This is a genomic window from Brevundimonas albigilva (assembly GCF_023503965.1).
GTDB lineage: Bacteria > Pseudomonadota > Alphaproteobacteria > Caulobacterales > Caulobacteraceae > Brevundimonas > Brevundimonas albigilva.
Genome location: NZ_CP097298.1, coordinates 2,285,534 through 2,308,944, shown reverse-complemented (window position 1 = coordinate 2,308,944; position 23,411 = coordinate 2,285,534). Strand labels below are relative to the sequence as shown.

Annotated in this window: 25 protein-coding genes and 4 pseudogenes; 25 read left to right on the top strand and 4 right to left on the bottom strand. The window is 69.4% G+C overall.

All coding sequences use genetic code 11. The annotated features are described in order from the left end of the window. The first annotated feature begins 156 nt into the window (after positions 1 to 156). The 9 genes and pseudogenes from MU852_RS12270 to MU852_RS12230 all read left to right on the top strand — a co-directional run bounded on the left by MU852_RS12270 (position 157) and on the right by MU852_RS12230 (position 7,509). Positions 157 to 453: a DUF736 domain-containing protein gene (locus tag MU852_RS12270; RefSeq protein WP_003167714.1), complete on the top strand. Its 297-nt coding sequence runs from the start codon at positions 157 to 159 to the stop codon at positions 451 to 453. 66 nt (positions 454 to 519) lie between these two features. Next, on the top strand, positions 520 to 1,152 hold the full coding sequence (locus tag MU852_RS12265) for an ArdC-like ssDNA-binding domain-containing protein (RefSeq protein ID WP_249751955.1): 633 nt from the start codon (positions 520 to 522) through the stop codon (positions 1,150 to 1,152). Then, positions 1,035 to 1,427: a zincin-like metallopeptidase domain-containing protein gene (locus MU852_RS12260; RefSeq protein WP_249751954.1), complete on the top strand. Its 393-nt coding sequence runs from the start codon at positions 1,035 to 1,037 to the stop codon at positions 1,425 to 1,427. Before MU852_RS12265 ends, MU852_RS12260 begins: the two co-directional genes overlap by 118 nt. A 138-nt stretch (positions 1,428 to 1,565) precedes the next feature. Beyond that, on the top strand, positions 1,566 to 1,829 hold the full coding sequence (locus MU852_RS12255) for a helix-turn-helix transcriptional regulator (RefSeq protein WP_003167716.1): 264 nt from the start codon (positions 1,566 to 1,568) through the stop codon (positions 1,827 to 1,829). Next, the gene (locus MU852_RS12250) at positions 1,826 to 2,386 is read left to right on the top strand and encodes a DUF2840 domain-containing protein (RefSeq protein ID WP_249749795.1); all 561 of its coding nucleotides are present in this window, start codon (positions 1,826 to 1,828) and stop codon (positions 2,384 to 2,386) included. Before MU852_RS12255 ends, MU852_RS12250 begins: the two co-directional genes overlap by 4 nt. Then, positions 2,383 to 2,898, top strand: coding sequence for a S26 family signal peptidase (locus tag MU852_RS12245; protein ID WP_249749794.1), 516 nt, complete (start codon positions 2,383 to 2,385; stop codon positions 2,896 to 2,898). Before MU852_RS12250 ends, MU852_RS12245 begins: the two co-directional genes overlap by 4 nt. Then, a complete protein-coding gene (locus MU852_RS12240) occupies positions 2,895 to 3,623 on the top strand; it encodes a lytic transglycosylase domain-containing protein (protein ID WP_249749793.1) in 729 nt (242 codons plus the stop codon). The genes MU852_RS12245 and MU852_RS12240 overlap by 4 nt, the downstream gene beginning before the upstream one ends. 181 nt (positions 3,624 to 3,804) lie before the next feature. Continuing rightward, a pseudogene (locus MU852_RS17930) lies at positions 3,805 to 5,472 on the top strand (DUF3363 domain-containing protein); the annotation flags it as partial. Between the two features lie 60 nt (positions 5,473 to 5,532). After that, positions 5,533 to 7,509 (top strand): conjugal transfer protein TraG, encoded by a 1,977-nt coding sequence (locus tag MU852_RS12230; protein WP_249751953.1) that lies wholly within the window; start codon positions 5,533 to 5,535, stop codon positions 7,507 to 7,509. 448 nt (positions 7,510 to 7,957) lie between these two features. On the opposite strand, the gene MU852_RS12225 is transcribed toward MU852_RS12230, so the two are convergent. Together MU852_RS12225 and MU852_RS12220 are read right to left on the bottom strand one after the other, a co-directional pair. Then, entirely contained in the window at positions 7,958 to 8,626 is a 669-nt protein-coding gene (locus MU852_RS12225) for a hypothetical protein (RefSeq protein WP_249749792.1), read from the bottom strand. Continuing rightward, entirely contained in the window at positions 8,604 to 9,023 is a 420-nt protein-coding gene (locus MU852_RS12220; protein WP_249749791.1) for a hypothetical protein, read from the bottom strand. Before MU852_RS12220 ends, MU852_RS12225 begins: the two co-directional genes overlap by 23 nt. 160 nt (positions 9,024 to 9,183) lie before the next feature. Between MU852_RS12220 and trbB the strand changes: the two are divergent. From trbB to MU852_RS12160, 12 genes and pseudogenes are all read left to right on the top strand, one after another. Beyond that, a pseudogene (gene trbB / locus MU852_RS12215) lies at positions 9,184 to 10,097 on the top strand (P-type conjugative transfer ATPase TrbB). 25 nt (positions 10,098 to 10,122) lie between these two features. Further along, positions 10,123 to 10,440 carry a TrbC/VirB2 family type IV secretion system protein gene (locus MU852_RS12210; RefSeq protein WP_003167726.1) on the top strand — a complete coding sequence of 106 codons (318 nt, stop codon included), beginning with the start codon at positions 10,123 to 10,125 and terminating at the stop codon, positions 10,438 to 10,440. Next, positions 10,440 to 10,706, top strand: coding sequence for a VirB3 family type IV secretion system protein (locus MU852_RS12205; protein ID WP_249749790.1), 267 nt, complete (start codon positions 10,440 to 10,442; stop codon positions 10,704 to 10,706). Before MU852_RS12210 ends, MU852_RS12205 begins: the two co-directional genes overlap by 1 nt. Before the next feature lie 2 nt (positions 10,707 to 10,708). Next, positions 10,709 to 13,149: pseudogene (trbE, locus tag MU852_RS12200) on the top strand (conjugal transfer protein TrbE). Then, positions 13,146 to 13,853 (top strand): P-type conjugative transfer protein TrbJ, encoded by a 708-nt coding sequence (trbJ, locus tag MU852_RS12195; RefSeq protein ID WP_249749789.1) that lies wholly within the window; start codon positions 13,146 to 13,148, stop codon positions 13,851 to 13,853. The pseudogene trbE and the gene trbJ overlap by 4 nt, the downstream one beginning before the upstream one ends. Continuing rightward, a complete protein-coding gene (gene trbK-alt, locus MU852_RS12190) occupies positions 13,850 to 14,104 on the top strand; it encodes a putative entry exclusion protein TrbK-alt (protein ID WP_249749788.1) in 255 nt (84 codons plus the stop codon). The genes trbJ and trbK-alt overlap by 4 nt, the downstream gene beginning before the upstream one ends. Then, positions 14,101 to 15,525: a P-type conjugative transfer protein TrbL gene (gene trbL / locus MU852_RS12185; protein WP_430641141.1), complete on the top strand. Its 1,425-nt coding sequence runs from the start codon at positions 14,101 to 14,103 to the stop codon at positions 15,523 to 15,525. Before trbK-alt ends, trbL begins: the two co-directional genes overlap by 4 nt. Continuing rightward, positions 15,437 to 16,122: pseudogene (gene trbF / locus MU852_RS12180) on the top strand (conjugal transfer protein TrbF). Before trbL ends, trbF begins: the two are co-directional and overlap by 89 nt. Beyond that, positions 16,122 to 16,979 (top strand): P-type conjugative transfer protein TrbG, encoded by an 858-nt coding sequence (gene trbG / locus MU852_RS12175; RefSeq protein WP_128115258.1) that lies wholly within the window; start codon positions 16,122 to 16,124, stop codon positions 16,977 to 16,979. The pseudogene trbF and the gene trbG overlap by 1 nt, the downstream one beginning before the upstream one ends. After that, positions 16,976 to 17,860 (top strand): TraB/TrbI/VirB10 family type IV secretion system protein, encoded by an 885-nt coding sequence (locus MU852_RS12170; protein WP_249749787.1) that lies wholly within the window; start codon positions 16,976 to 16,978, stop codon positions 17,858 to 17,860. Before trbG ends, MU852_RS12170 begins: the two co-directional genes overlap by 4 nt. Further along, positions 17,830 to 18,078 (top strand): TraB/TrbI/VirB10 family type IV secretion system protein, encoded by a 249-nt coding sequence (locus MU852_RS12165; protein ID WP_249749786.1) that lies wholly within the window; start codon positions 17,830 to 17,832, stop codon positions 18,076 to 18,078. Before MU852_RS12170 ends, MU852_RS12165 begins: the two co-directional genes overlap by 31 nt. Positions 18,079 to 18,080: 2 nt before the next feature. Then, positions 18,081 to 18,317: a DUF2274 domain-containing protein gene (locus MU852_RS12160; protein ID WP_003170314.1), complete on the top strand. Its 237-nt coding sequence runs from the start codon at positions 18,081 to 18,083 to the stop codon at positions 18,315 to 18,317. 24 nt (positions 18,318 to 18,341) lie between these two features. Here the strand turns inward: MU852_RS12160 and MU852_RS12155 are convergent, their stop codons facing one another. Both MU852_RS12155 and MU852_RS12150 read right to left on the bottom strand, forming a co-directional pair. Beyond that, positions 18,342 to 19,208 carry a LysR family transcriptional regulator gene (locus MU852_RS12155; protein ID WP_283843613.1) on the bottom strand — a complete coding sequence of 289 codons (867 nt, stop codon included), beginning with the start codon at positions 19,206 to 19,208 and terminating at the stop codon, positions 18,342 to 18,344. A 26-nt stretch (positions 19,209 to 19,234) separates the two neighbouring features. Then, a complete protein-coding gene (locus tag MU852_RS12150; RefSeq protein ID WP_128115255.1) occupies positions 19,235 to 19,828 on the bottom strand; it encodes a GntR family transcriptional regulator in 594 nt (197 codons plus the stop codon). Positions 19,829 to 20,046: 218 nt separating this feature from the next. On the opposite strand from MU852_RS12150, the gene MU852_RS12145 reads away from it, so the two are divergent. From MU852_RS12145 to MU852_RS12130, 4 genes are all read left to right on the top strand, one after another. Beyond that, positions 20,047 to 20,547: a hypothetical protein gene (locus MU852_RS12145; RefSeq protein ID WP_249749784.1), complete on the top strand. Its 501-nt coding sequence runs from the start codon at positions 20,047 to 20,049 to the stop codon at positions 20,545 to 20,547. Between the two features lie 487 nt (positions 20,548 to 21,034). After that, on the top strand, positions 21,035 to 21,676 hold the full coding sequence (locus tag MU852_RS12140) for a lasso peptide biosynthesis B2 protein (RefSeq protein WP_249749783.1): 642 nt from the start codon (positions 21,035 to 21,037) through the stop codon (positions 21,674 to 21,676). A 607-nt stretch (positions 21,677 to 22,283) separates the two neighbouring features. Beyond that, positions 22,284 to 23,081, top strand: a complete 798-nt coding sequence (locus tag MU852_RS12135; protein ID WP_249749782.1) for an asparagine synthase-related protein — start codon at positions 22,284 to 22,286, stop codon at positions 23,079 to 23,081. Next, positions 23,045 to 23,380 carry an asparagine synthase-related protein gene (locus MU852_RS12130; protein ID WP_249749781.1) on the top strand — a complete coding sequence of 112 codons (336 nt, stop codon included), beginning with the start codon at positions 23,045 to 23,047 and terminating at the stop codon, positions 23,378 to 23,380. The genes MU852_RS12135 and MU852_RS12130 overlap by 37 nt, the downstream gene beginning before the upstream one ends. Positions 23,381 to 23,411 lie beyond the last annotated feature (31 nt).

The window sequence follows — 23,411 nt, the reverse complement described above, 5'->3', positions numbered from 1 at the left end:
GCGCAGCAAGAAAGACGCGACGGCCCGGTCCTTCGCTGGCGCTACGGGCCCCTTCGCCTGCGGCGCGGCGGGACTGCGGCCCCTCTCCGGACCGACCTGACGATCGCCATCGAGGCCGCGACTGGCGTGGCCCGAAACTGAAATGGAGAGATCATCATGGCCACCATCGGAACCTTCACCCTCGCGGACGGCGCCTACTCGGGCGCGATCAAGACCCTGACCCTGAACGTCCGTAACGCCCAACTGCGGCCCAATGAGAAGGCCGACGACAAGGCGCCCGACTACCGCATCTTCGCCGGTTCCACCGAGTTCGGCGCCGCCTGGAAGAAGACCTCGCAGGCGAACCGCGACTACCTCTCGGTCAAGCTGGACGATCCGAGCTTCCCGGCGCCCATCTACGCCTCCCTGATCGAGACCGACGACGGCTTCAGCTTGATCTGGTCGCGCAACTGAGAGCCCGGCGGCGGCGCACCGCGCCGCCGCCTCCCTCCTATCATCGTGGATTTCCAAGGAGGCCCCATGTCGCGCCCCAGCCCTTCCGCTCGGCCCGATCCCCACGCCGAGATCACCGCCCTCATCCTCGCCGATCTGGACGCCGGGGTCCGGCCCTGGACCCGGCCCTGGTCCACAGGCGGCGCCGTGTCCCGCCCCCTGCGCCATGACGGCCGCCCCTACCACGGCGTCAATGTCCTCACCCTGTGGGCCCAGGCCGGTCGCCGCGGCTACAGACGTCCGCATTGGATGACCTTTCGTCAGGCGCTAGCGCTCGGCGGGGCCGTCCGGAAGGGCGAGAGGGGCGTCTCCGTCGTCTACGCGGCGACGCTCGCCCGACCCGGCGAGGCCGACGCGGACGCCGCCCCCGGCGCCGACCGGGCGGACGACGCCCCCGCTCCGGACGGTTTCTCAAGCGCTACACCGTCTTCAACATCGACCAGATCGACGGACTGGAGGAACGCTACCCCGGCCCGATCGAGCGGCCTGCGGTCGAACGGATTACTGCGGCCGACGCCTGGCTCGCCGCGACCGGAGCGGAAATCCGCACCGGCGGCGACGTCGCCTGCTACCGTCTCGACGCAGACACGGTGCACATGCCCCACATCGACGCCTTTGCCGACGCCGAGGCCTATTATGCGGTGCTGGCCCATGAACTGATCCACTGGACCGGCCATCGCACTCGTCTCGACCGCGACCTGAGCCTCGGTCGCTTTGGAGACGAGGCCTATGCCCGCGAGGAACTTGTCGCCGAACTGGGCGCCGCCTTCGTCTGCGCCGACCTCGGCCTGACCCTCGAACCCCGCCCGGACCACGCCCGATACATCGCCTCCTGGCTGCGCGTGCTGCGGGGAGACACGCGCTTCATCGCCGCCGCAGCCGCCCATGCCGAGCGCGCCGTCGCGCTGCTGGCGAGCCTCCAGCCGCCGCCGTGACTGAAGCGCGCGAGCGATGACGCACGAGCATCACCCGATGCTCGTGCGCCCTCTGCCGCAGGCGCCGGTTTGGCGAAATCCTTGGCCTGTCCCGCCGTCGGCCGCCGATGGCGTTCCAGCCCCGCAAGGATTGCCGCCATGCACGACGCCCAGACCCCGATGCCGCCGCGCTATCTCCGCACGGCCGAAGCCGCACGCCACCTGGGCCTGTCGGGCCGCACGCTCGAGAAGCACCGGTGCTACGGCACCGGCCCCCTCTATCGGAAGATCGGCGGTCGCGTTGTTTACGCCGTCGGCGACCTGCAGGCCTGGGCGGATCGCGGCGTCAAATCCTCCACCACCGATCCGGGCCATGACCGCATCGCCCCGGCGCGCCGCCCCGAGCCGGATGCGGCTCGATGAGCGAACCGCGCGAGCACGGCGTGCGCGACGCGCCGGATTATCTGCCTCACCATCGCGAGCCGTTCGTCGTCGTGGCGACGCCGCCGGTGTCGCCGGAGCAACTGACCTGGGTCGAACTGGTCTTCGATCCGGGGCGCACCGAACGCTGGATCCGGTTCGGCCATGGCGTCGATCAGCGCATCGTCTCGCGTCGGAACCGCTTCGTGGCCTTCCGGCCGGGCGCCGTCTTCGCCTTCGTCCGCTGGGCGTCGAACGACCACGGCACGGTGGTGTCGCGCCTCGATATTCTCCAGGCGGCCGATCCGTCGCGCGACCGTATCGCCATACCGGGGGTGCTTCCCGGTGCGGTCAGCTTGTTGCGCCTGTCCGGCTGGCCCCGCGTGCGGCGCGCGCTCGAGGTGATTGATGCGGTCGAACAGGCCGGGTTCGAACCCCAGGCCGCAGCCCCGGACTACTGGCGTCACGTCCATGCCCGGCTGAGCGTCAGCCTGGCGCCGGTGGCCTATACCGCCGAACGCCACCGCGCCTTCCATCTGCGTCAACAGGTGTCGTCGTGAGCCGGCGCCCGGTGCTCGCCGCCGCCCTCGCCGGGCTCGCGGCCCTCGCGCTCGGTCCGCTCGCCGGGCGAACGCCGCTGCTGATCTGGAACGCCTCGGCCAGCGCGCCGATCGGCCTTTACCGCCTCGAACCCGGGGCCTCTCCGATCCCGGGAGACCGGGTCGCCTGGCGGCCCACGCCTGTCTGGTCCCGCTGGATGGCCGAACGGAACTATCTCCCCGAAGGCCTTCCCTTGCTGAAGCCGCTGGCCGCGACGGCGCCGTCGGTCGTCTGTCGTCACGAGGACCGGATTCTCATCGACGGCCGGACTGTAGCCCGGGCGCGCACACAGGATGCGGCCGGACGCCCCCTCCCGCGCTGGTCGGGCTGCCTCGCCCTCGCGCCGGATGCCGTCTTCCTGCTCGCCCCGGAGGTCCCGGACTCGCTCGACAGCCGGTATTTCGGGCCGGTCGATCGGCGCGATCTGCTTGGTCGGGTCGTGCCGATCCGGGTGCGGGAGGCCCGTCGATGAAGTCCCTTCAATCGACCGGGAGGCGTCGTCGCATCGTCCTGACGGCCTGTCTCGGCCTGCTCCTTCCGGTGCCGTTCGCCGTCCAGGCCGCGCCTTCGGAAGCGCCGCAGATCGTCCGGGAGGGACAGGATGAGTTGCGGATCGAGGTCCTGATCGCGCAGGCCGCGCGCCGTTTCGGCGTTCCGGAAGACTGGATCCGCGCGGTGATGCGTCAGGAGAGCGGCTTCGATCCGACCGCCACTTCGCGCGCCGGAGCCATGGGGCTGATGCAGGTCATGCCCAATACCTGGGCCGAGCTTCGGCTCCGGCATGGCCTGGGCGCCGACCCCTATGATCCGCAGGACAATGTCCTGGCGGGGACCGCCTATCTGCGTGAAATGTACGACCGCTTCGGTCTGTACGGCATGCTGGCCGCCTATAATGCGGGCCCGGGACGCTACCTTCAACATCGCGAGGACGGCCGGCCGCTTCCCGCGGAGACCCGCGACTATATCGCCCGGATCAGCGCGCGGATCGGCCGCCGGTTCGAACCGCCGTCCCTGCAGACGCCCGTCCGCCGACCTTCGGATCCGCGCCCCGATCCCGCCGCGGCGTCCCTCTTCCCGACTGACCTGTCCGACGCGGATCGCCCCGCAGTCGACCCGCTCGAGGGGAACTCGCTCATCGAGGGCCTGTTTGTCCGCCTCTCCGCACCCGCGCCCGAAGAAGGCGGCGAGCGCGAATGAGCTGTCCGATAAGCCAGGAGAAGAGAGGGCAAGATAAAAGCCGCAAGGCGCGGCGGGGGTGGGAGGGGCGTTTCGCTCGCGTTTCCAGAGGGCTGCGACAAGGCGTGTTTTCGACCCTCGCCTTTCGTCGGAGCCGAAGGCTCGGAAAAGCCATCGGAATTCGCGCCTTTTCGGCCGGCAGATGACCCGCGAGGACGATCTTCGCATCCGTCCCGGCCGCATCCGGGCCCGTTCAGGCTCGAACATGGGCACGGCGCTGCGCCAGGTGCGGATCGCCGTCGCCCGGGCCGGCGGGGCCTCGCGGACAGGGCGAGCGCTGGGAGGCGCGCGTGTCGGCGCGTTCGGTCGTGGTCGCGCGGCGCTGGTCAGGGGACTACAGGCCGGCGCCGCCAGACGACAGGTGGTGGTCAAGGCCCGGGTGGTTCGGCGCAGCGCGGGCGGGCTCGGCGCCCACATCGGCTATCTTCAGCGGGACGGGGTGACGCGGGAGGGGGAACCGGCACAACTGTTCGACGCCCGGTCCGACCGGGCGGACGGTTCCGCCTTCGCGCAGCGCGCGGGCGATGACCGCCACCATTTCCGCTTCATCGTCTCGCCCGACGACGCGCGCGAGCTGACGGATTTGCGCGCCTATACGCGGGACCTCATGACCGGGATCGAGGCGGACCTCGGTGCCCCGCTCGACTGGGTCGCGGTCGATCACTGGAACACGGCGCACCCCCACGTCCACATCGTGCTGCGCGGACAGTTGGAAGACGGCTCGGACCTGGTGATCAGCCGGGACTATATCAGCCGGGGCGTCAGGGCGCGCGCCGAGGCCCTGGCGGATCTGGAGCTCGGACCGCCCGGACAGCACGAGCGAACGGCCGCCCTCATGCAGGAAGTCGGGGCCGAACGACGGACGCGACTGGACCGGATGCTTGAGCGTCACGCGGACCCGCAGCGCCGGATCGACTTGCGGCGCGCGGGCGGAGCGGCCGAGGGCGATCTCGTCCGACCGCTGGCGGAGCGTCTGCGCACCCTGGAGCGGCTCGGACTGGCGACGTCGGAGGGGACCGGCCGTTGGCGCCTTGAGCCCGACTTCGGCGCCCGGCTGGAGGCCATGGCGCGCGACGCGGAGGTGGCCAAGCGCCTGGCCGCCGCGCTCGAGGCCCGGGGCGTGGCGCGGGCGCCCGAACAATGGACGACCGCGCCCCTGTCCACCGTCGTCGTCGGCCGCGTGCTCGCGCGCGGCTTGGATGACGAACTCAAGGGCACGGGGTTCGCGATCATCGACGGTCTGGACGGTCGGCTGCGTCATATCACCCTGTCCGACGCCGGAGCGCCTGAGCCGCGTGTCGACGCCCTGGTGCGCGCGAGCCCGCCGTCGCGCGGGGCCCATCCGATGACGGTCACCGTGTCGGAGCTGGCGCTCCGCGATCAGATCCAGGCGCGGGGCGCGACCTGGCTGGACCGGCGTTTGCTGGACCCAAGGCCGGTTGAACCCGCCGGCGGGTTCGCCGACGAGGTCGCAGCGGCGCAGGAGGCGCGCATCGATCACCTCGTCGGCAAGGGACTGGCTGAACGTCGTCGCGGCGGCGCGCGCTTCGCGTCCGATCTTCTGGAGACGCTGAAGGCGCGGGACCTCAGAGCTGCGGCGGAAAAGATTGAGGCCCGCACCGGCCTGACCTTCCGGCCGATCCGCGAGGGCGACGACGTGTCCGGCGTCTACCGCCGACGCCTGGATCTGGCCTCCGGCCGTTTCGCCATGATCGACGACGGCCTCGGCTTCAGCCTCGCGCCCTGGCGGCCGTCCCTCGAAACCTCACGCGGGCGATCGGTGACGGGCCTGTCCGGGCCCGGCGGCGAGATCGCCTGGCGCCCGCGCGCGCGGCCCTGGTCGCTGACCGTCCTTGAAAGGAACCTGCTCATGTCCGCCGGAAAAATTCTCTGGGGCCAGATTGGCCTGGTGTTCGGCCTCATCCTCACAGGCGTCTGGGGCGCCACCCAATGGACGGCCTGGCGGCTCGCCTACCAGCCGGCGCTCGGCGCGCCCTGGTTCGAGGTCGCCGGCCATCCCGTCTATGCGCCGCCGAGCCTGTTCCTGTGGTGGTTCTCCTATGAGGCCTATGCCCCGCGGATCTTTCTGGAAGGCGGGGCGATCGCGGCCGGATCGGGCCTGGCCGCCATCGCCGCCTCGATCGCCCTGGCCGTCTGGCGCTCGCGCGAGGCGGCGTCGGCGACCACCTACGGGACTGCGCGATGGGGTGACGTTCGGGACGCGAAGGCGGCCGGTCTGCTGGGGGAGGACGGCGTCCTGCTTGGCGAACTCAAGGGCCGCTATCTTCGGCACGACGGACCCGAGCATGTCCTGTGCTTCGCCCCGACCCGGTCCGGCAAGGGCGTGGGCCTGGTTGTGCCAACCCTCCTGACCTGGGGCGGCTCGGCCCTGATCCATGACATCAAGGGCGAGAACTGGTCCCTGACCGCGGGCTGGCGGGCGCGCTTCGGACCCGTCCTGATGTTCGATCCCACCGACGCCGGGAGCGCCGCCTACAATCCCCTGATGGAGGTGCGGCCGGGCCCCCTGGAAGTGCGGGACGTGCAGAACATCGCCGACATCCTGGTGGATCCGGAAGGCGCGCTGGAGCGCCGGAACCACTGGGAGAAGACCAGCCATGCCCTGCTGGTCGGCGCCATTCTCCACGTGCTTCACGCCGAGCCGGACAAGACGCTCGCCGGCGTCGCCGCCTTCCTGTCGGATCCGGAACGTCCGATCGAAGCCACCTTACGCCGCATGATGACCACGCCCCATCGCGACGGGCGTCCCCATCCGGTGATCGCCGCGGCCGCGCGCGAGCTTCTGAACAAGAGCGAGAACGAGCGGTCCGGCGTCCTGTCCACCGCCATGAGTTTCCTCGGCCTCTATCGAGATCCGGTGGTCGCGGCGGTGACGGGTCGCTGCGACTGGCGCATCGGCGATCTGGTCGACAACGGCCGGCCGGTCTCCCTCTATCTCGTCGTGCCGCCATCCGACATCAGTCGCACCAAGCCCCTGATCCGGCTGATCCTCAACCAGATCGGAAGACGCCTGACCGAGGATCTTCAGGCGCGCTCCGGACGCCGCCGCCTGCTGATGCTGCTGGACGAGTTTCCGGCGCTGGGTCGGCTCGACTTCTTCGAGACCGCCCTGGCCTTCATGGCCGGGTACGGCCTCAAGGCCTTTCTCATCGCCCAGAGCCTGAACCAGATCGAGAAGGCCTATGGACCGAACAACGCCATTCTCGACAATTGCCATGTCCGCGTTGCCTTCGCGACCAACGACGAGCGCACCGCCAAGCGGATCTCCGAAACCCTGGGCACGGCGACCGAACTGAGGGCCATGCGCAACTACGCCGGCCATCGCCTGTCGCCCTGGCTGGGTCATCTGATGGTCTCGCGACAGGAGACCGCGCGGCCGCTCCTCACGCCGGGCGAGGTGATGCAACTGCCCTCGACGGACGCCCTGGTGCTGGCGTCGGGCTGCGCGCCCCTGCGGGTCAAAAAGACGCGCTATTACGCGGACCCCCAGTTGCAGAACCGCATCCTTCCCGCGCCGCCCGCGCGCGGCGTGATCGCGGGCCCCGCCGTCGTCAGTCCGTGGGCCGCCGTCAGCACCGACGGGCCGGCGCCGCCCCGTCAGCCTGACGACGTTGATGACGATGGCGGCCTGCGTCGGGACCAGGACCCGGACGCGCCGGACTTGACCGCGAGCGAGCCGGCCCTCGCCGGGAAGGCGGAGAACGGCCCCGAGCCGGACCTCGACGATGACGACGCCGTCCAGGGCGTGGACGGCGAGCTCGAAGCGCGGATGCGGCGGATCGCCCGACAGGCCGCGCTCGATCCAGATGACGGCATCGCCCTGTGAGGCCCCCACGATGAAGAAGCCTTTCCTGACGGTCTATCTCACACCCGACCTGCTCGAGCGTCTCGTCGCCCAGGCGCGGCGCCGCGGCGTGCCCAAGTCGACCGTGGCCGAGGCGGCGATCGCCAGCTTCCTCACCCCGGACGCCGCGCAACAGCAGGAGGCGGCGCTGGGCCGACGACTGGATCGCCTTAACCGCCATGCCGATCGGCTCGAACGCGATCTCGAGGTGGCCGTGGAAATGCTGGCCCTGTTCGTCCGGACCTGGATGGCGGCGACGCCGGCTCTGCCGGACGCGGTCCAGGCGACCGCGCGGACCAGGGGCAGGAGCGGTACGAGCGGTTCATCGAGAACCTGGGACGACGGTTGGCGTCCGGACGATCCTTCACACGCGAGATCGCGATCGAACTGGAGGGCCTGTCGTTGGGTGACGCGACGCAGCCCGGTCCGGTCAGGACCAGCGGCGCAGACGATGCTCCAGCCGTCGATCGAGCTTCCGGACCTCCATCCGATAGGCCGGAATGAGGCGGGGATTGTAGAAGAGCCGGTTGTGCAGGATCAGTTGGCCGACGCTGACGGACCTCGTCGCATTGGTGACAAGACCTCCCAGGCCCCCCAGGCTGCAGTCGGCCGACAGACCGCGCATGCCGCGGGCGAGACCGAGGGGCAGGTCGCCCGTGTAGAATTTACACTCGGCCTGCAGCACGACGTCGCGATAGGTCGGATGAGCGCCCGCATGCCGGGCCGCCTGGGCCGCGGCCTCGGCCAGCACAAGAACATCGCACTCATGGGCGACCCCGGAGCGCCCCGTCACCATCACGCCGAGATGGACCTCGAGCGTCGGCCGGCCCCGCTTCGACAGGACCGCGAAGGTGAAGGGGGCCGAACTGTAGATCACGCCCGGGCCCCGTCGGAGCAGCAGGGTGGTCGGCGCATGCCCGGCCGGCGTGGAATAGGTGACCGCCCACCCCAGGCGACGGGCCGCCTCGAGCACCCGGGTCCAGACATAGGCCTCGTAGATGTCGTCGAGGACGTCGGCGGTCCCGTAGCCCGAATGGACCACGCCGTGCAGGGCGGCCCGGATCGCGTTCAGCAGGTCAGCCTTGGATGCGGACGGCACGGCGCAGGTCTCCGATCGAAACAAGGGCGCGGGCGACGGCCTCGCGCCGCGTCGCGTCGCGGGTCCGGTCCATCACGGTCGCGCCGCGCAAGGCGGCGTCGTCCGCAAGGACGGCGGGAGCCCTGGCGTCGGCCTTGTAGAGGCCGGGCAGGTCCGGGTCGGTTTTGAAGACGACCGCCTCCCACTCGCCCGCGGCCGCTACGCCTTCATCGAGATCCCGCAACTCCTCAAGCAGACGTTCGGCGCGGTTCAGCACCAGCAGGACGCCGCCCGCGCGGCTGGCCCGATCGGGCGTCCGGAGATCCAGATAGGGGTCGAGGCCGGTTTCGCGCAGTAGCGCCCGCAGCGCATCCAGGACGCGTTCGTCATGCTCTCCGAGGTCGAAGAAATCCGTCATCCCGCCGATCGCCTGTCTTTCTACGCCAGGACCCTACTACGCCGTCGTCGGTGTTGAAGTCCCCCGATTTGCGGTTCTCTTGTCGCCCCCGTCCGGATCGCCCGCCGATCCCCAAACCCTCGACGGGACTGTGATGACCTCCCAAACCCGCACCCTCAGGATGCTCCGCACCGCCTTCGGCCCGGCGCTTCTGGACGCCCTGTCCGACCCGGATGTCGTCGAGGTGATGCTCAATCCGGACGGCCGAATCTGGCTGGACCGTCTGGCGGGCGGGCTGGAACTGACGCCTCATCGTCTGGCCCCCGCCGAAGGAGAGCGGGGATCCGCTTGGTCGCCCACCATGTCGGGCTCGAGGTCGATGAGGCCCGTCCGCGGATCTCGGCGGAACTACCCGAATCCGGGGAGCGGTTCGAGGGGCTCCTGCCGCCCATCGTGCGGGCGCCCGCCTTCGCCATCCGCAAGCCCGCGGTCGCCGTCTTCACCCTCGACGACTATGTGGCCGCCGGAATCATGCGGGCCGACCAGGCAAAGGCCCTGCGCACGGCCGTCGCGGCCCGGCGCAACATCCTGGTGGCGGGCGGCACCTCCAGCGGCAAGACCACCCTGGTCAACGCCCTGCTCGCCGAACTGGCTGCGGGCGAGGACCGGATCATCCTGATCGAGGACACCCGCGAACTCCAGTGCGCGGCGCCCAACACCGTCGCCCTACGCACCCGCGACGGGGCCGTGACCCTGACCGATCTGGTGCGGTCCGCCCTGCGAATGCGCCCCGACCGGATCCCGATCGGCGAGGTGCGCGGCGCCGAGGCGCTCGATCTGGTGAAGGCCTGGGGCACGGGCCATCCCGGCGGGGTCGGCACCCTGCATGCCGGCTCGGCCCAGGGCGCCCTGAACCGCCTTGAGCAACTCATTCAGGAGGCGGTCCTCGTGCCGCCCCGCGCCCTCATCGCCGAAACCGTCAACCTCGTCGCCGTCCTGTCGGGGCGGGGCGCGGCGCGACGCCTGGTCGAACTGGCCGTCGTCGACGGCCTGGACCCTGACGGCCGCTACCGCCTCGCCCCGGTCGCCGCCTGATCCCCTCACCCCGCCGGAGCTCTCCATGACCCCTGTTCGCCGCCACACCGTTTCCGTCGCCGTCCTGGCGCTCGCCGTCGCCGCCGCGTCTCCCGCCCTCGCGGGAGGCTCCTCCATGCCCTGGGAGGCGCCGCTTCAATCCATCCTGGAATCGATCGAGGGGCCGGTCGCCAAGATCATCGCCGTGATGATCATCATCGTCACCGGCCTGACCCTGGCCTTCGGCGACACCTCCGGCGGGGCGCGTCGGCTCATCCAGATCGTCTTCGGCCTATCGATCGCCTTCGCGGCCAGTTCCTTCTTTCTCAGCTTCTTCTCCTTCGGCGGCGGCGCGCTGGTCTGATGGCCGATCCGATCCCCGAGGATTTCGCCGCTCCGGTCCACCGCGCCCTTGTCGAGCCGATCCTGCTGGCCGGCGCGCCGCGCGCCCTGGCCCTCCTCAACGGCACCCTGGCCGCGGCGCTCGGCCTCGGCCTGAGACTCTGGCTCGCCGGGGTGGCGATCTGGATCGTCGGTCATGCCCTCGGCGTTCTGGCCGCCCGCCATGATCCGGACTTCGTCGAGGTGGCCCGCCGCCACCTGCGCCTGCCCGCCCTTCTGGACGTCTGACCATGTTCTCCCTTCAGGAATACCGCGCCCGGCCGCGACAACTGGCCGATTTTCTGCCTTGGGCTGCGCTGGTCGCGCCCGGCGTTGTGCTCAACAAGGACGGGGCCCTGCAGCGCACCGCCCGCTTTCGGGGACCCGATCTGGACTCGTCGGCCAATGCGGAACTGGCCGGGGTCGCGGGGCGGCTGAACAACGCTCTGCGACGCCTCGGTTCGGGCTGGGCCATTTTCGTGGAGGCCCAGAGACACGCCTCCGCCGACTATCCTGACAGCGTCTTTCCCGACCCGGTCTCGGGCCTCGTCGACGCCGAACGCCGCGCCGATTTTCAGGCGGAGAAGGCGCATTACGAGAGCGCCTACCACCTGACCTTCGTCTGGCTCCCGCCCGCGGAGGACCGCGGACGCGCCGCGCGCTGGCTCTATGAGGGCGGGGCGGAAAAGGGCGCGGACTGGCCGGCCCAAGTCCGCGGCTTCATCGACCGGACCGATCGGCTGCTCGCCCTGATCGAAGGCCTGATGCCGCTGGCGGCGTGGCTCGACGATGAAGCGACCCTGACCTTCCTTCACGCCACGGTCTCCACCGAACGGCATGCGGTGCGCCTGCCCGAGACGCCGATGCACCTAGACGCCCTGCTGGCGGACAGGGCCCTGGTCGGCGGTCTGGAGCCGCGCCTCGGCGAGGCCCACCTCCGGGTGCTGACGGTGATCGGGTTTCCGACCGCGACCTGGCCGGGGATCCTCGACGAACTCAACCGGCTGGACTTCGACTACCGCTGGACGACCCGGGCGATCTGCCTGGACAAGACCGAGGCCGCACGCCTGCTCGGGCGTATCCGGCGCCAATGGTTCGCCAAGCGCAAATCCATCGCCGCCCTCCTCAAGGAGGTGATGACCAATGAGGCCTCCGCCCTGGTCGACACCGACGCCGGCAACAAGGCCGCCGACGCCGATATGGCGCTCCAAGACCTCGGGGCCGACGGCGTCGGCTATGCCCTGGTCACGGCGACCCTGACCGTCTGGGACGCCGATCCCGCCGTCGCCGACGCGAAATTGCGGCAGGCGGAAAAGGTGGTTCAGGAGCGAGATTTCACCTGCATCGCCGAGAGTCTCAACGCCGTCGAGGCCTGGCTGGGGGTCTGCCCGGCCACGTCTACGCCAATGTCCGGACCCCGCCGATCTCGACCCTCAACCTCGCCCATATCATGCCGATGTCGGCGGTGTGGGCCGGCCCGGACTGGAACCCCCACCTGGGTGGGCCGCCGCTGTTCCACGCCCGCACGGACGGGGCGACACCCTTCCGCTTCTCCCATCATGTCGGGGATGTCGGCCATACCCTGATGGTCGGACCGACCGGCGCCGGAAAGAGCGTCCTGCTCGCCCTGATGGCCCTGCAGTTCCGCCGCTATCCCGCGGCCCAGGTGTTCGCCTTCGATTTCGGCGGCTCGATCCGCGCGGCGGCCCTGGCCATGGGCGGGGACTTCCATGATCTCGGACAGGCCCTGTCCGGCGAGGGGAGCGGTCTCACGTTGCAGCCGCTGGAGGGGATCGACGACCCGGGCGAGCGCGCCTGGGCCCAGGCCTGGCTGGTCGCCCTGCTGGCCCGGGAGGGCGTGCCCGTGGACCCCGAGACCAAGGACCAGATCTGGTCGGCCCTGACCAGTCTGGCGGGCGCGCCCGCGTCGGAACGGACGCTGTCCGGCTTCGCCGCACTGGTCCAGAGCGGCGCGGTGAAGCGCGCCATCGCCCCCTTCACCCTGAGCGGACCTTGGGGGCGGCTGCTCGACGGCGATCACGAACATCTCGGGACCGGATCGGTCCAGGCCTTCGAGACCGAAGGCCTGATCGGCTCGGCCGCCACGCCGGCGGTGCTGGCCCATCTCTTTCACCGGATCGAGGCGCGGTTGGACGGCCGCCCCACAATGATCCTCGTCGACGAAGGCTGGCTGGCGCTCGACGATCCGGACTTCGGGGCCCAGTTGCGCGAATGGCTGAAGACCCTGCGCAAGAAGAATGCGTCGGTCGTTTTCGCAACCCAGTCGCTCGCCGACATTGAAAACAGCCCGATCGCCCCGGCGATCATCGAGAGCTGTCTGACCCGACTGTTCCTGCCGAACGCCCGGGCCCGGGAGCCGCAGATCGCCGCAGTCTACCGGCGCTTCGGCCTCAATGACCGCCAGATCGATCTCCTCGCACAGGCGACGCCCAAGCGCGACTACTACTGCCAGTCCCGGGCCGGCGACCGCATGTTCGAACTCGGCCTCGGCCCGGTCGCGCTGGCCTTCTGCGCCGCCTCGTCCGCCGCCGACCAGACCGCCATCCGCACCCTCCTCGAGACGGCCGGCCCCGCCGGCTTCGCAGACGCATGGCTGCGCCATCGCGGCCTCGCCTGGGCCGCAGACCTTCTGCCTGCCCTGACGCCCTCATCCCCTGGAGCTCCCTCATGACCCGCCTTCGTCTGCGCGCCCTTCTCCCCGTCGCCGTCGCCGCCGGCCTTCTCGCCCTGAGCGGCCCCGCCCAGGCCCAACTCGCCGTCTACGATCCGACCAATCACATCCAGAACGTGATCCAGGCCGCGCGCGCGCTCGAGCAGATCAACAACCAGATCCAGTCGCTGCAGAACGAGGCCGCGGCCCTGATGAACCAGGCCCGCAATCTGGAAAGCCTTCCCTATTCGTCCTTGCAGACGCTCCAGGGTCAGGTGGAGCGCACTCGCGGTCTGCTCGCCGAGGCCCAAACCTTGGCCTATGACGTGCGCGAGATCGAGGCGGCCTTCGACGGCCGATACGGCGCGGCGCCAATGTCGGCGACCGACCGCGATCTCGTCGCGCGCGCGCGTGAGCGGTGGCGTTCGTCGGTCGCAGGCCTTGAAGACGCCATGCGCCTGCAGGCCGGCGTCGTCGAGGGACTGGGCGCGACGCGACAGGAGCTCGACCGGCTCGTGGGCGCCAGTCAGGGGGCGACGGGCGCGCTTCAGGCGGCCCAGGCCGGCAACCAACTCCTGGGGCTGCAGTCCGCCCAATTGGTCGAACTGACCGCGCTGGTGGCCGCTCAGGGTCGCGCCGACGCCCTTGACGCTGCGGATCGCGCGGCGGCCCGCGCGGACGCCCAGGCGCGCTTCCGGCGGTTCATGGGCGACCCGGGCCAATGAGGGCGCTGTTCCGTCGCGACCCGCTCGGCGTGGCCACCGTCGTGCTGGCCGTCGTCGCCATCGGCGCCGCTCTGTTGGCCAGCCGGGGCGCGCAACCGCCGATGCCGGAGACGCCGCGCGTCTCGCCCGGCGGATCGAATGAACTGATCCGGTGCCGCAATCTCGGCGAAGCGGCCGGCGCCGATCCGGCCTGCCATGCGGCCTGGGCGGACAGCCGCCGGCGCTTCTTCGGCGCGGGAGACCGGGCATGAACGACTCCGGCGTCATCGACCGGTTCTTCGAGGTCTTCAGCCGCTACATCGACGGCGGCTTCGGCCTGCTGGGCGGAGAGGTGGCCTTTCTCGCCACCACCCTTATCGTCATCGACGTCACCCTCGCGGCGTTGTTCTGGGCGTGGGGGCCGTCGGACGATGTGCTCGCCCGCCTGGTCAAGAAGACCCTCTTCGTCGGCTTCTTTGCCTTCCTGATCGGCAATTTCCAACGTCTGTCGGAGATCGTCTTCGCCAGCTTCGCCGGCCTCGGTCTGAAAGCGTCCGGATCGGGAATGTCGAGCGCAGACTTCCTGCGTCCGGGCAAGCTCGCCCAGGCCGGTATAGACGCCGGTCGGCCGATGCTGGAGGCCGCCGCCGAGATGTCGGGCTTCCCGGGCTTCTTCGAGAATTTCGTCCAGATCGCCATCCTGATGACGGCCTTCCTGATCGTTCTGATCGCCTTCTTCATCATGGCGATCCAGCTCTTCGTGACCCTTATCGAGTTCAAGCTGACGAGCCTGGCGGGCTTCGTGCTCATCCCCTTCGGGCTGTTCGGAAAGACCGCTTTCCTGGCCGAGCGCGTGCTCGGCAATGTGGTGGCCTCCGGCGTGAAGGTGCTGGTCCTGGCCGTGATCGTCGGCATCGGCTCCACGATGTTTGACACCTTCGTCAACGATTTCTCCGGACAGCCGCCCGCGCTCGAGGACGTCCTGGCCATCACCCTGGCCGCCCTGACCCTGACCGGCCTTTCCATTTTCGGACCGGGCATCGCATCGGGCCTGGTGTCCGGCGCGCCCCAACTGAGCGCCGGGGCCGCCATCGGAACAGGGCTGGCGGTCGGCGGCGTCGCCATGGCCGGAGCCGCGGGCGCACGGCTGGCCCTGGGCGCCGGCGCCGGTCTGGCCGGCCGGGCCGGGACCGCGGTCGCCGCGACGCGCGGCGGTGGCGGCGGCGGGTCGGCCTCGGGTCCAGGGGGCGGTCCCTCGGGATCGGGTCCGCGATCCGGCGGCGGCTCAACCGCTTCGGCGGCGCCGACGGCCGCAGCCGGCGAACGGCCGGGTGCGGCCGCAGCGGAGCCTTCCCAAGTCGCGCCTCCCGCATCCGACGAGGGCGGGTCAGCCTCTGCGCCCCCGCCAGCGCCGACCTCATCAGCGCCGACTTCGCCGTCGACCGGCGGGACGCCGCCCCCAGGGCTGAGGCCAAGCCTCAGTGGGCGAAGGACATGGAACGCCGTCAGGCGGTCGCTCACGGGGTTTCCACCGCCATTCACGCAGTCCGCGCCGGCGATCATCGCGGCGGATCCGCCTCCATTTCAGTCAGTGAGGATCGCTCATGAACCCGTTCAAACGGCCCGGCGGACACTATGGGCGGTCGCCCGGGCCGGAGACCCCTTATCAACGCGCCGCCCAGGCCTGGGATGACCGCATCGGCAGCGCCCGCGTCCAGGCGCGCAACTGGCGGCTGGCGGCGCTGATGGCGATCGGCCTGTCCGGCGGTCTGGCCGCCGGTCTCGTGATCCAGTCCGCGCGAGGCGTCGTCACGCCCTGGATCGTCGAGGTCGATCAGCACGGCGAACCGCTCGCCGTCGCGCCGGCGCAGGCGGACTACACGCCCACCGACGCCCAGGTCGCCTGGCACCTCGGGCGGTTCATCGAACAGGTACGCAGCATTCCGGCCGATCCCGTCGTTGTCCGGGAGAACTGGCTGCGCGCCTACGCCTATACGACCGATCAGGCGCCGCCGCCCTTTCGGACTTCGCGCGGACCAACGACCCCTTTGCGGAAATCGGCCGCGTCCAGGTTGGCATCGAGGTCTCGAGCATCATCCGCGCCTCGCCGACCTCCTTCCGCGTGGCCTGGACCGAGCGCCGCTTCGTGGACGGGCGGTTGGCCGCGACCGAGCGATGGACAGCCATCCTGACCGTGACGGTGCAGCCGCCCAGGACGGCGGATGCGCTGCGCAGCAATCCCCTCGGCGTGCTCGTCCACGCCTTCAACTGGTCCAAGGAGATCAACTGATGCGGCATCCCCTGGCGCACGCCGGCGCCCTTGTGGCGCTCTCGCTCCTCGTCACGCCCGCCTGGGCCCAGAGCAATTCCCGAACCGTCACGGAGGAAGGGCGACCGGCCGGGCGTGTGGCGGCGGCGACCGCCGCCGCACGGGTGCAGCCGTCCGGAGAGGCCTGGCTCAACGGCGCCCAGGTCTACGCCTACGAAGACGGCGCCCTGTTCCAGGTCTACGCCTCGCCGGGGCATGTCACCGACATCGCTCTTCAGCCCGGCGAGGTCCTTTCGGATCAGGGCGCGGTCGCGGCCGGCGACACGGTCCGCTGGATTATCGGCCAGTCGCAAAGCGGAACGGGCGAGACGCGACGGACCCATATTCTGGTCAAGCCCACGCGCGGCGACCTGAAGACCAATCTGATCATCAACACGGATCGACGGACATATCATCTGGAGCTCAACGCCCACGCCTCCGCCTATATGGTCGGCGTCTCCTGGCGTTATCCGCAGGACGAACTCATCGCTCTGCAAGCCGAGGCGGCCCGACAGGCCGCGCGCGACGCCGAGCCGAGGCTGCGGCTGGACGATCTCGACTTCAACTACCGCATCAGCGGCGCACGAACGCCTTGGCGGCCGGTGCGCGTCTTCGATGACGGCCGGCAGGTGATCCTGGAGTTCGACGCCGCCATCGATCAGGCGACCTTGCCGCCGCTCTTCCTGCGCAATGGGGACGGAGAAGCCGATCTGGTGAACTACAGGGTTGTCGGTCGCCGGCTGATCGTCGATCGCTTGTTCGACGCGGCCGAACTGCGACTGGTGACCGGTCGACGCACCCAGACCGTTCTCATCGAAAAGCGGGGAGCCGGCCGGTGAGCGAGGTCTCCACCCCCGATCCGGCGGTGCAGGCGATGCGACTGCGCGCTGAACCGCCCAAGCCCCTGCGCCTCTCGCGCAAGGTCGCCCTCGCGGGGGCGGCGGGCCTCGCGGTCGCTGTCGCCGCCGCTGCGGTCGTCGGCCTGTCGACGCAGGACGATGCGGCGCCGGCACAGGAACTGACCCCGTCGTCCGCCCCGCCGCCCGACGCCGTGCGCGCCTTGCCCGGCGATTACGCCGCGCCGCGCCTGGGTCCGCCGTTGCCGGGGGATCTGGGCCGGCCGATTCTCAGTGCGCGCAATGCGGCCGACGCGGAGCCCGCGTCGTCGACCGCCGGCTCCATCCAGGCGGCCTCGGCCCGTGACGCCGACGCCCGCGAGGCCGAGCGCGCGCGTCGCCATGCGGAGGCGGACGCCGCGCGCACCTCGGCGTTGGTGATTTCGCAGGGCGGCGGCCGTTCGGTCGAGGAGGAGGCTGACGTTGCTCGCGGCGGACCGACGCAGGGGCCCGCCGCCGATGCCTCGGCTCCGGCGATCGGCGCCCTGCGCCTCAGGGCGGGATCGATCATCGAAGCCGGCCTGGTGACCGGCGTGCAGTCCGATCTGCCCGGGCCTGTGCTGGGCCAGATCACCGCGGATGTTCACGACAGCGATACCGGGCGCCGTCTTCTGATCCCAAAGGGCTCTCGTCTGATCGGCGGCTATTCGGCCCAGATCGCTCAGGGGCAATCCCGTCTTCAGGTCGTCTGGACGCGCATCGTCCTGCCCGACGGCGCCTCCATTGCGCTGGAGGATCAGGCCGCCTCCGACGCGCGCGGCTATGCCGGGCTCCAGGACCGGACGGATTCACGATGGGGCGAAGGCTCCGGTCCGCCGCCCTGACCACACTCCTGGCGATCAGCGGCGCCGCCGTCGACGTCGAGGCGGACGATCGGCTGGCGCGCGCCCTGCGGGATGGAGCGACAGACGGCGTGGACACGCTCGGCCGGGGTCTGGTGGAACGCGGCCTGTCCATTCCGCCGCGCCTGACCCTGCGTCCCGGCCTGACCTTTCGCATCATCCTCAATCGAGACCTGGATCTCGTTCCTTACGGTGACTGACCATGACGACGCTCAAACTAGCGGGCCTCCAAGACGACACCCCCGTCAAACTGTCGCTCGAATTGCCCGCGGACACGCACCGGGATCTCGTCCTCTATGCCCAGGTGCTATCCGCAGACGCGGAGCGTCCCTATTCGCCGGCGCAACTGATCGCCCCCATGCTCAGCCGCTTCATGGATACGGACCGCTCCTTCGTCGCCGCCCGGACGCGGATTGGGCGATCCACGCGCCAAAGCTGAGCGACAACGAACGACAGCGCCGCCCTAGACGAATCGACGCGCCGAACTGACAAAACGCCGGAGAGCGGGATTGTCGTTGCGGTGGTACCAGGCGGCCGCGAAGCCGACGGTCAGCCCATCACCCGAGCACAGGGGGCGGTGCGTCAGACCAGGGGGCAGGATCGAGGTGTCCAAGGCGCCGGAGGCGACGACAGCCAGTCCGAGCCCAAGCTCGACCTGAGCCGCAAGAACAGCCAGCCCGGCGCCGACGACCTTGATCCGGAGCGCGGGTTTAGAAGGTGTTCGACCCAGGACATCGTCGCCGACATCTCCCTGACTGACCAACAGGGTCTGGCTGGCCAGATCCTCAACGTCGATGCGATCCGCCCGCGCAAGCGGGTGCGTCCTGGGCAGGACGATGTGGAGCGGCTCACGCCAGAGCTCCGAGACGTCGAGCCCGGACACAGTCATGCCGCCGGGCAGAACGGCGAGATCGAGCCGGCGATCCGCGACAGCGGCGAGGTGCGACTGCGCTTCTCCGGCGATCAACTCGATCTGCACCTCGGGGTGAGCGTCCCGAAACCGGGCGAGCAGTGCATACAGGGCCGCCGACAGGAAGGAGGGCGTGAGGCCGATCCTCAACCGCCCTCGACGACCCCGTCCGGCATCGCGGGCGTCCGCGACGGCTTCGGAGAGGACGGCCAGAGCGGTTTCGACACTGGCGACGAAGGCGGCGCCCGCAAAGGTTAGGGCGGCGCCGCCCGGCCCCCGGTGAAAGAGAGAGACCCCGATTTCGTCTTCGAGCGCGCGCACCCTGCGGCTCAAGGCCGACTGTTCGACACCGAGCGCGTCGGCGGCCTTGCGAAACCCGCCGGCGCTGGCCACGGCGATGGACCACCTCAGAGAGGTCATATCCAGCCTGGGGGCCGGAGCCGGCGTCATCCCGCGCCTGCCCTGGGCGGCGCGCCCAGACAGAGCAGGGGCGAGACCTCAATCCGGCGCTCATGAAAGGCGTCCAGGGCCAGGGCGGCTTCGCTCAGGGCGCTGTCACGAAGAAGGCGAGCCACAACTTGGAGACTGTCCGGCATGTCTCCCACCAGTTCGGTCTCGATGGCGGCGAAGGGCGCTAAGCTCGCCTGGACCCGATCAAATGTGTCGACGATCACCGCGTCCGCGGAGGCGGCGACGATCTGGCGGAAGAAGAAGTCAGGGTCGTCGGGCGCCTCGATGCGGCAGCCGACGAGGGTGGCCCGCGCAAGACCTTCCCGCAGACAGTGCCGACGCAGGCGATAGCGCCCCGCCAGACCGGCGGCATCCAATCTCAGCCCGGAATAGCCGCCCGCCGGAGCCCGTTCGATCAGACCTTCTCCGCCCAACCAGGCCAACGCCTCGCGGACCGGCGTGGTCGAGAGTCCCAAGGCTTTCGCCTCGTCGAGAATGATGATCGATAGTCCGGGCGAGAACACGCCCGTCACCACGCGTTCGCGGAGCGTCCGCAAGGCGGCAGCAAACGGATCTCGATTACGCGCCACTCAGGGCTCCCTGGATTCCGAATCATCAGGGTACGGATATTCGCTCCTCAGTTGAAAGCTGAGCCGTTGTCCTGCGCAGTCTTTGTACCGGAATGGTCCGGAAAGCTCGCACTTCGGCGCGATAATTTCGCGCAGGACGGCTTTGTGCGGGTTGCGAGTGCATCTTAATGTTGAACGGACGACGTTCGGCGCCCAACCTATCCCGGCGAGGTTGTGACATGACGCCAGCGGGCCGATCGGAGTTCCAGAACGACAGCGAAGTTCTTTCCGCAGCCATTCGCGGCATTCGTCGGCTGCGCGGCTTCTCAGCGATCGAGACGGCCGTCGGCATGAATCTCGCCCTGCGCACCTACCAGGATTTTGAAGGCGGGCGCGGTCGTCTGAACGTCGATTACATTCATCGGTTCTGCCGTTTTGTGGACGCGGATCCGGACGCGATTTTTGCGTCCCTGGCGATTGGGTCGCCGGAGTTCGCCATTCGCTGCGCCACTAACAAGATGATGCGGATCGTCATGATCGCCGTGCAGGAGATCAATGACGAATTGGGCGACCGGATCGCAACCATCGACGCACGCACGATTGTCGCCGTGGTCAACGCCAGCGTCCGCGATCTGATCGAGAGATCTGTCGGCGGGACTGAGGAAGACTGGTTGAAGGCGGGGAAAATCAGCTTCGTCGAGCACGTCCGAAACCCGGGCGCTGAATATACCGAGATATAGTTTGCCGTTGAGCCTGCGACGGACCTCCATCGACCGGTCGCGATCTTGCGACGGCAATGGAGACTGTCATGTTGAACGCAATCTGCATCCGCCTGGTTCGTCTGGGCGACGCGCGTACGCTGACCCGGGGCCAGTGGCACCAGGGCGTGCTCGAGCTGGACGCCACCTACATCCGGGCGGACTGAACGAGGGTGGGCGTCGGCCTGCCGTCGACGCCCGCTGCCTCGAATATACGGCAATATAGATTGCCGCCGCGGCTGCGGGGTCGCCTCCTTCTCCTGCCGCAATCACGCGGCGTCCAAGAGGAGAGACTGAAATGCCTGCAGCAAACCTGATCCGCCTCATCCGCCTCGGCGAGGCGCGCACCCTGACCCGCGGGGGCGATGAACAGGGTGTCCTGGAAATCGACTTCACCCGCATCAAGCCGATGGGCTGAAGGCAAGGCCGCCGGCTCGCGCCGGCGGCCGACGCCGTCGCCGTCGCCGCGATGATCTCCACCGCCCCCCATGTTCATGCCGTCACCGTTGAGGACGATCTCGTCATCCTGGATCTCAACACCGACGCCTATCTGTGTCTGCCTCAGTTGGCGGCGCATCTCGTCGACCAAGGCCAAGGCCTGTGGTCGGGGGGCGCGCCCGACCTCGAGCCGGGCCTCATCGCAACCGGCCTGTTTCAGGCGTCGCACCAGACGTCGGCGCCCCAGCCGCCTTCCCGACCCAGACGAACGAGCCGGACCTATAGTCACGGCGACCCCGTCGCCCGCTTTGATGCTCCGTTTCTTGCCGCAGCGATCCGGCACTTCGGCCGCATTCACGGCCGCCCTCTGAAACGCCTGATCGAGCAGTCGCCTAGCGTTCCTCTCCGGCCTGATGACGCGGGCAGTGCGATGGCGCAGGCCCGCCTGTTTGATCGCTGGATGCCTTGGCTGCCCGGACAGGGCCAGTGCGTCTATCGGGCCTACCTCCTCCGCGCCTGCCTCGCCGCCCAGGGCCTAGGCTCGACGTGGATCTTCGGGGTGAGGACCTGGCCCTTCTCGGCCCATTGCTGGCTGCAGATCGGCGATGTCCTGCTGGACGACGATCTCGATCGGGTCGGGCTCTATACCCCGATACTGGCGGTCGGGCCTTGATCGAGTTCGTCGCGCTCATCGGCCTGGAGGCCCACGCCGGGGCTTACGCTATCATGCGTGACGCCGCGCGCGCCGAGGGCTGGCAGATTACGGAGATGGAGCCGTGCGGATGGATCGCCGTCCGGAACGCAGGCGTCCAGCGCGTCGCCCTGGAAAGCGGGGCAGGCCTTCATCGTCGGCGACACCGTGCAAATGCGTCGCCTCGGTGAGGAGAGGTTCGAGAATGAAGAAGCCCTGTGTCGAATGCTCGCCTGCGAGGGTTGGGGACGCTACGTCGTACTGTTTCTCGGCAACGACGGGGCGCTGAGCGGAGTTTTCAGAGACCCGTCCGGCGCTGTGGATTGCGCGCGCGCTCAATCGGGGCGGTGCTGGATTGTGGCCAGTCAGACTCCGGACTGGCTGGTAGACGCCACTAATGATCACCCGCCGATTTGCTGGACCACGGTGGCGCAGGTGCTGCGTGACCCGGTCCTCCTTTCCAGCGCTGACATGCTGTCGTCCTGGCGGACGGTTACGCCGGGCGTCCTGCACCTGACAGGGGAGCGACCCGGATCATCTGGTCGCCATCGCTTGCCGCCCGCCGGGGCGTCCCGCGAACGAAGCTGGCTTGCGCGCGGTCGTCGATGCGACAGTGAGAGACATGACGAGGGCTCGAACCTCGATCCTGACTGAGGTGTCCGGCGGACTGGATTCGGCGATCATGGCGACGGCCCTGAAGGCGTCCGGCTTTGGCGGGGAGGTCATTTGGCTCAACACCAGCGGCCCCTTCGCCGAGTCCGACGAGCGCCGGTACGCGCGGGCGGTGGTGGAGGCCATGGACGAAAGCCTGACCGAGGTCCTCAGGACGTCAGAGGATATGGCCGCAGGCCTGGCATTCGATCATCCCAGAACCCTTCGACCCAGCCTCAATCGCATGGACGCGACCTATGACGCCCTGCAGGCGGAGCTTTGCGACCGGCACGATGTCGATGCGGTGCTTACGGGCAAGGGCGGCGACGTCGCCTTCTTCCAGACGGCGACATCGGCGATCCTGAGCGATCAGATCCGCGACCAGGGTCCGGGCGCACTATTCAGCCGGACCGCGCCTGTGCTGGCAAGACGTTTGCGGCGCTCGGCATGGCGTGTGCTCAAAGCCGGATGGGCCGGCTCGACCTCGGCTGAGCGTCCAGCGCCGCCGTCAAATCTCCTGTTGAGCGGAGAGGTGGAGAACGCCCCCGCGCCGTGCACCCTTGGCTGGCCGATCTTACGGGTCTGGGCCCGGGCAAACGGCAGCAGATTCTCGGGTTCGCCAGCAATCTCGGGCTTCATAGCCCCTCGCAACGAACGAGGCGCGTTGACCTGCTTCACCCGGCCCTCAGTCAGCCGGTCATGGAGGCCGTTCTCGCCACGCCGACCTATCAGCTGACGAGGGGCGGACATGATCGGCTGCTTGCCCGCAACGCCTTCGCGGATCGTCTGCCTACGATCCTCCTGCAAAGACGGTCGAAGGCGGAGCTTAGCGGCTATTATGGTCGGGTCCTGGCGGCGAATCTGAACCAGCTTCGTCCCCACCTCCTCGAAGGTCGATTGGCGGGCCAAGGGCTCATCAACAGGGATCAGGTCGAGGCCGCGCTCAGGGTCGAGCACCTCATCTGGCAGGGCGGCTACGGCGAACTGATGGTCCTGGCCCTCGTCGAGAGCTGGCTTCAGGCCTGGAAGCGCTGAGGGGCTGACGGCCGCCCGGATCGACTTGATC

What these genes read in the sequence shown, in the direction of transcription:
- MU852_RS12165 (WP_249749786.1), top strand. Translation starts at nt 17,830, where the DNA reads ATGGGGCGAAGGCTCCGGTCCGCCGCCCTGACCACACTCCTGGCGATC.
- MU852_RS12145 (WP_249749784.1), top strand. Translation starts at nt 20,047, where the DNA reads ATGACGCCAGCGGGCCGATCGGAGTTCCAGAACGACAGCGAAGTTCTT.
- MU852_RS12255 (WP_003167716.1), top strand. Translation starts at nt 1,566, where the DNA reads ATGCACGACGCCCAGACCCCGATGCCGCCGCGCTATCTCCGCACGGCC.
- MU852_RS12205 (WP_249749790.1), top strand. Translation starts at nt 10,440, where the DNA reads ATGGCCGATCCGATCCCCGAGGATTTCGCCGCTCCGGTCCACCGCGCC.
- MU852_RS12210 (WP_003167726.1), top strand. Translation starts at nt 10,123, where the DNA reads ATGACCCCTGTTCGCCGCCACACCGTTTCCGTCGCCGTCCTGGCGCTC.
- MU852_RS12220 (WP_249749791.1), bottom strand. Translation starts at nt 9,023, where the DNA reads ATGACGGATTTCTTCGACCTCGGAGAGCATGACGAACGCGTCCTGGAT.
- trbL (WP_430641141.1), top strand. Translation starts at nt 14,101, where the DNA reads ATGAACGACTCCGGCGTCATCGACCGGTTCTTCGAGGTCTTCAGCCGC.
- trbJ (WP_249749789.1), top strand. Translation starts at nt 13,146, where the DNA reads ATGACCCGCCTTCGTCTGCGCGCCCTTCTCCCCGTCGCCGTCGCCGCC.
- MU852_RS12155 (WP_283843613.1), bottom strand. Translation starts at nt 19,208, where the DNA reads ATGACCTCTCTGAGGTGGTCCATCGCCGTGGCCAGCGCCGGCGGGTTT.
- MU852_RS12230 (WP_249751953.1), top strand. Translation starts at nt 5,533, where the DNA reads ATGTCCGCCGGAAAAATTCTCTGGGGCCAGATTGGCCTGGTGTTCGGC.
- MU852_RS12130 (WP_249749781.1), top strand. Translation starts at nt 23,045, where the DNA reads ATGGAGGCCGTTCTCGCCACGCCGACCTATCAGCTGACGAGGGGCGGA.
- trbG (WP_128115258.1), top strand. Translation starts at nt 16,122, where the DNA reads ATGCGGCATCCCCTGGCGCACGCCGGCGCCCTTGTGGCGCTCTCGCTC.
- MU852_RS12140 (WP_249749783.1), top strand. Translation starts at nt 21,035, where the DNA reads ATGATCTCCACCGCCCCCCATGTTCATGCCGTCACCGTTGAGGACGAT.
- MU852_RS12240 (WP_249749793.1), top strand. Translation starts at nt 2,895, where the DNA reads ATGAAGTCCCTTCAATCGACCGGGAGGCGTCGTCGCATCGTCCTGACG.
- MU852_RS12270 (WP_003167714.1), top strand. Translation starts at nt 157, where the DNA reads ATGGCCACCATCGGAACCTTCACCCTCGCGGACGGCGCCTACTCGGGC.
- MU852_RS12250 (WP_249749795.1), top strand. Translation starts at nt 1,826, where the DNA reads ATGAGCGAACCGCGCGAGCACGGCGTGCGCGACGCGCCGGATTATCTG.
- trbK-alt (WP_249749788.1), top strand. Translation starts at nt 13,850, where the DNA reads ATGAGGGCGCTGTTCCGTCGCGACCCGCTCGGCGTGGCCACCGTCGTG.
- MU852_RS12265 (WP_249751955.1), top strand. Translation starts at nt 520, where the DNA reads ATGTCGCGCCCCAGCCCTTCCGCTCGGCCCGATCCCCACGCCGAGATC.
- MU852_RS12160 (WP_003170314.1), top strand. Translation starts at nt 18,081, where the DNA reads ATGACGACGCTCAAACTAGCGGGCCTCCAAGACGACACCCCCGTCAAA.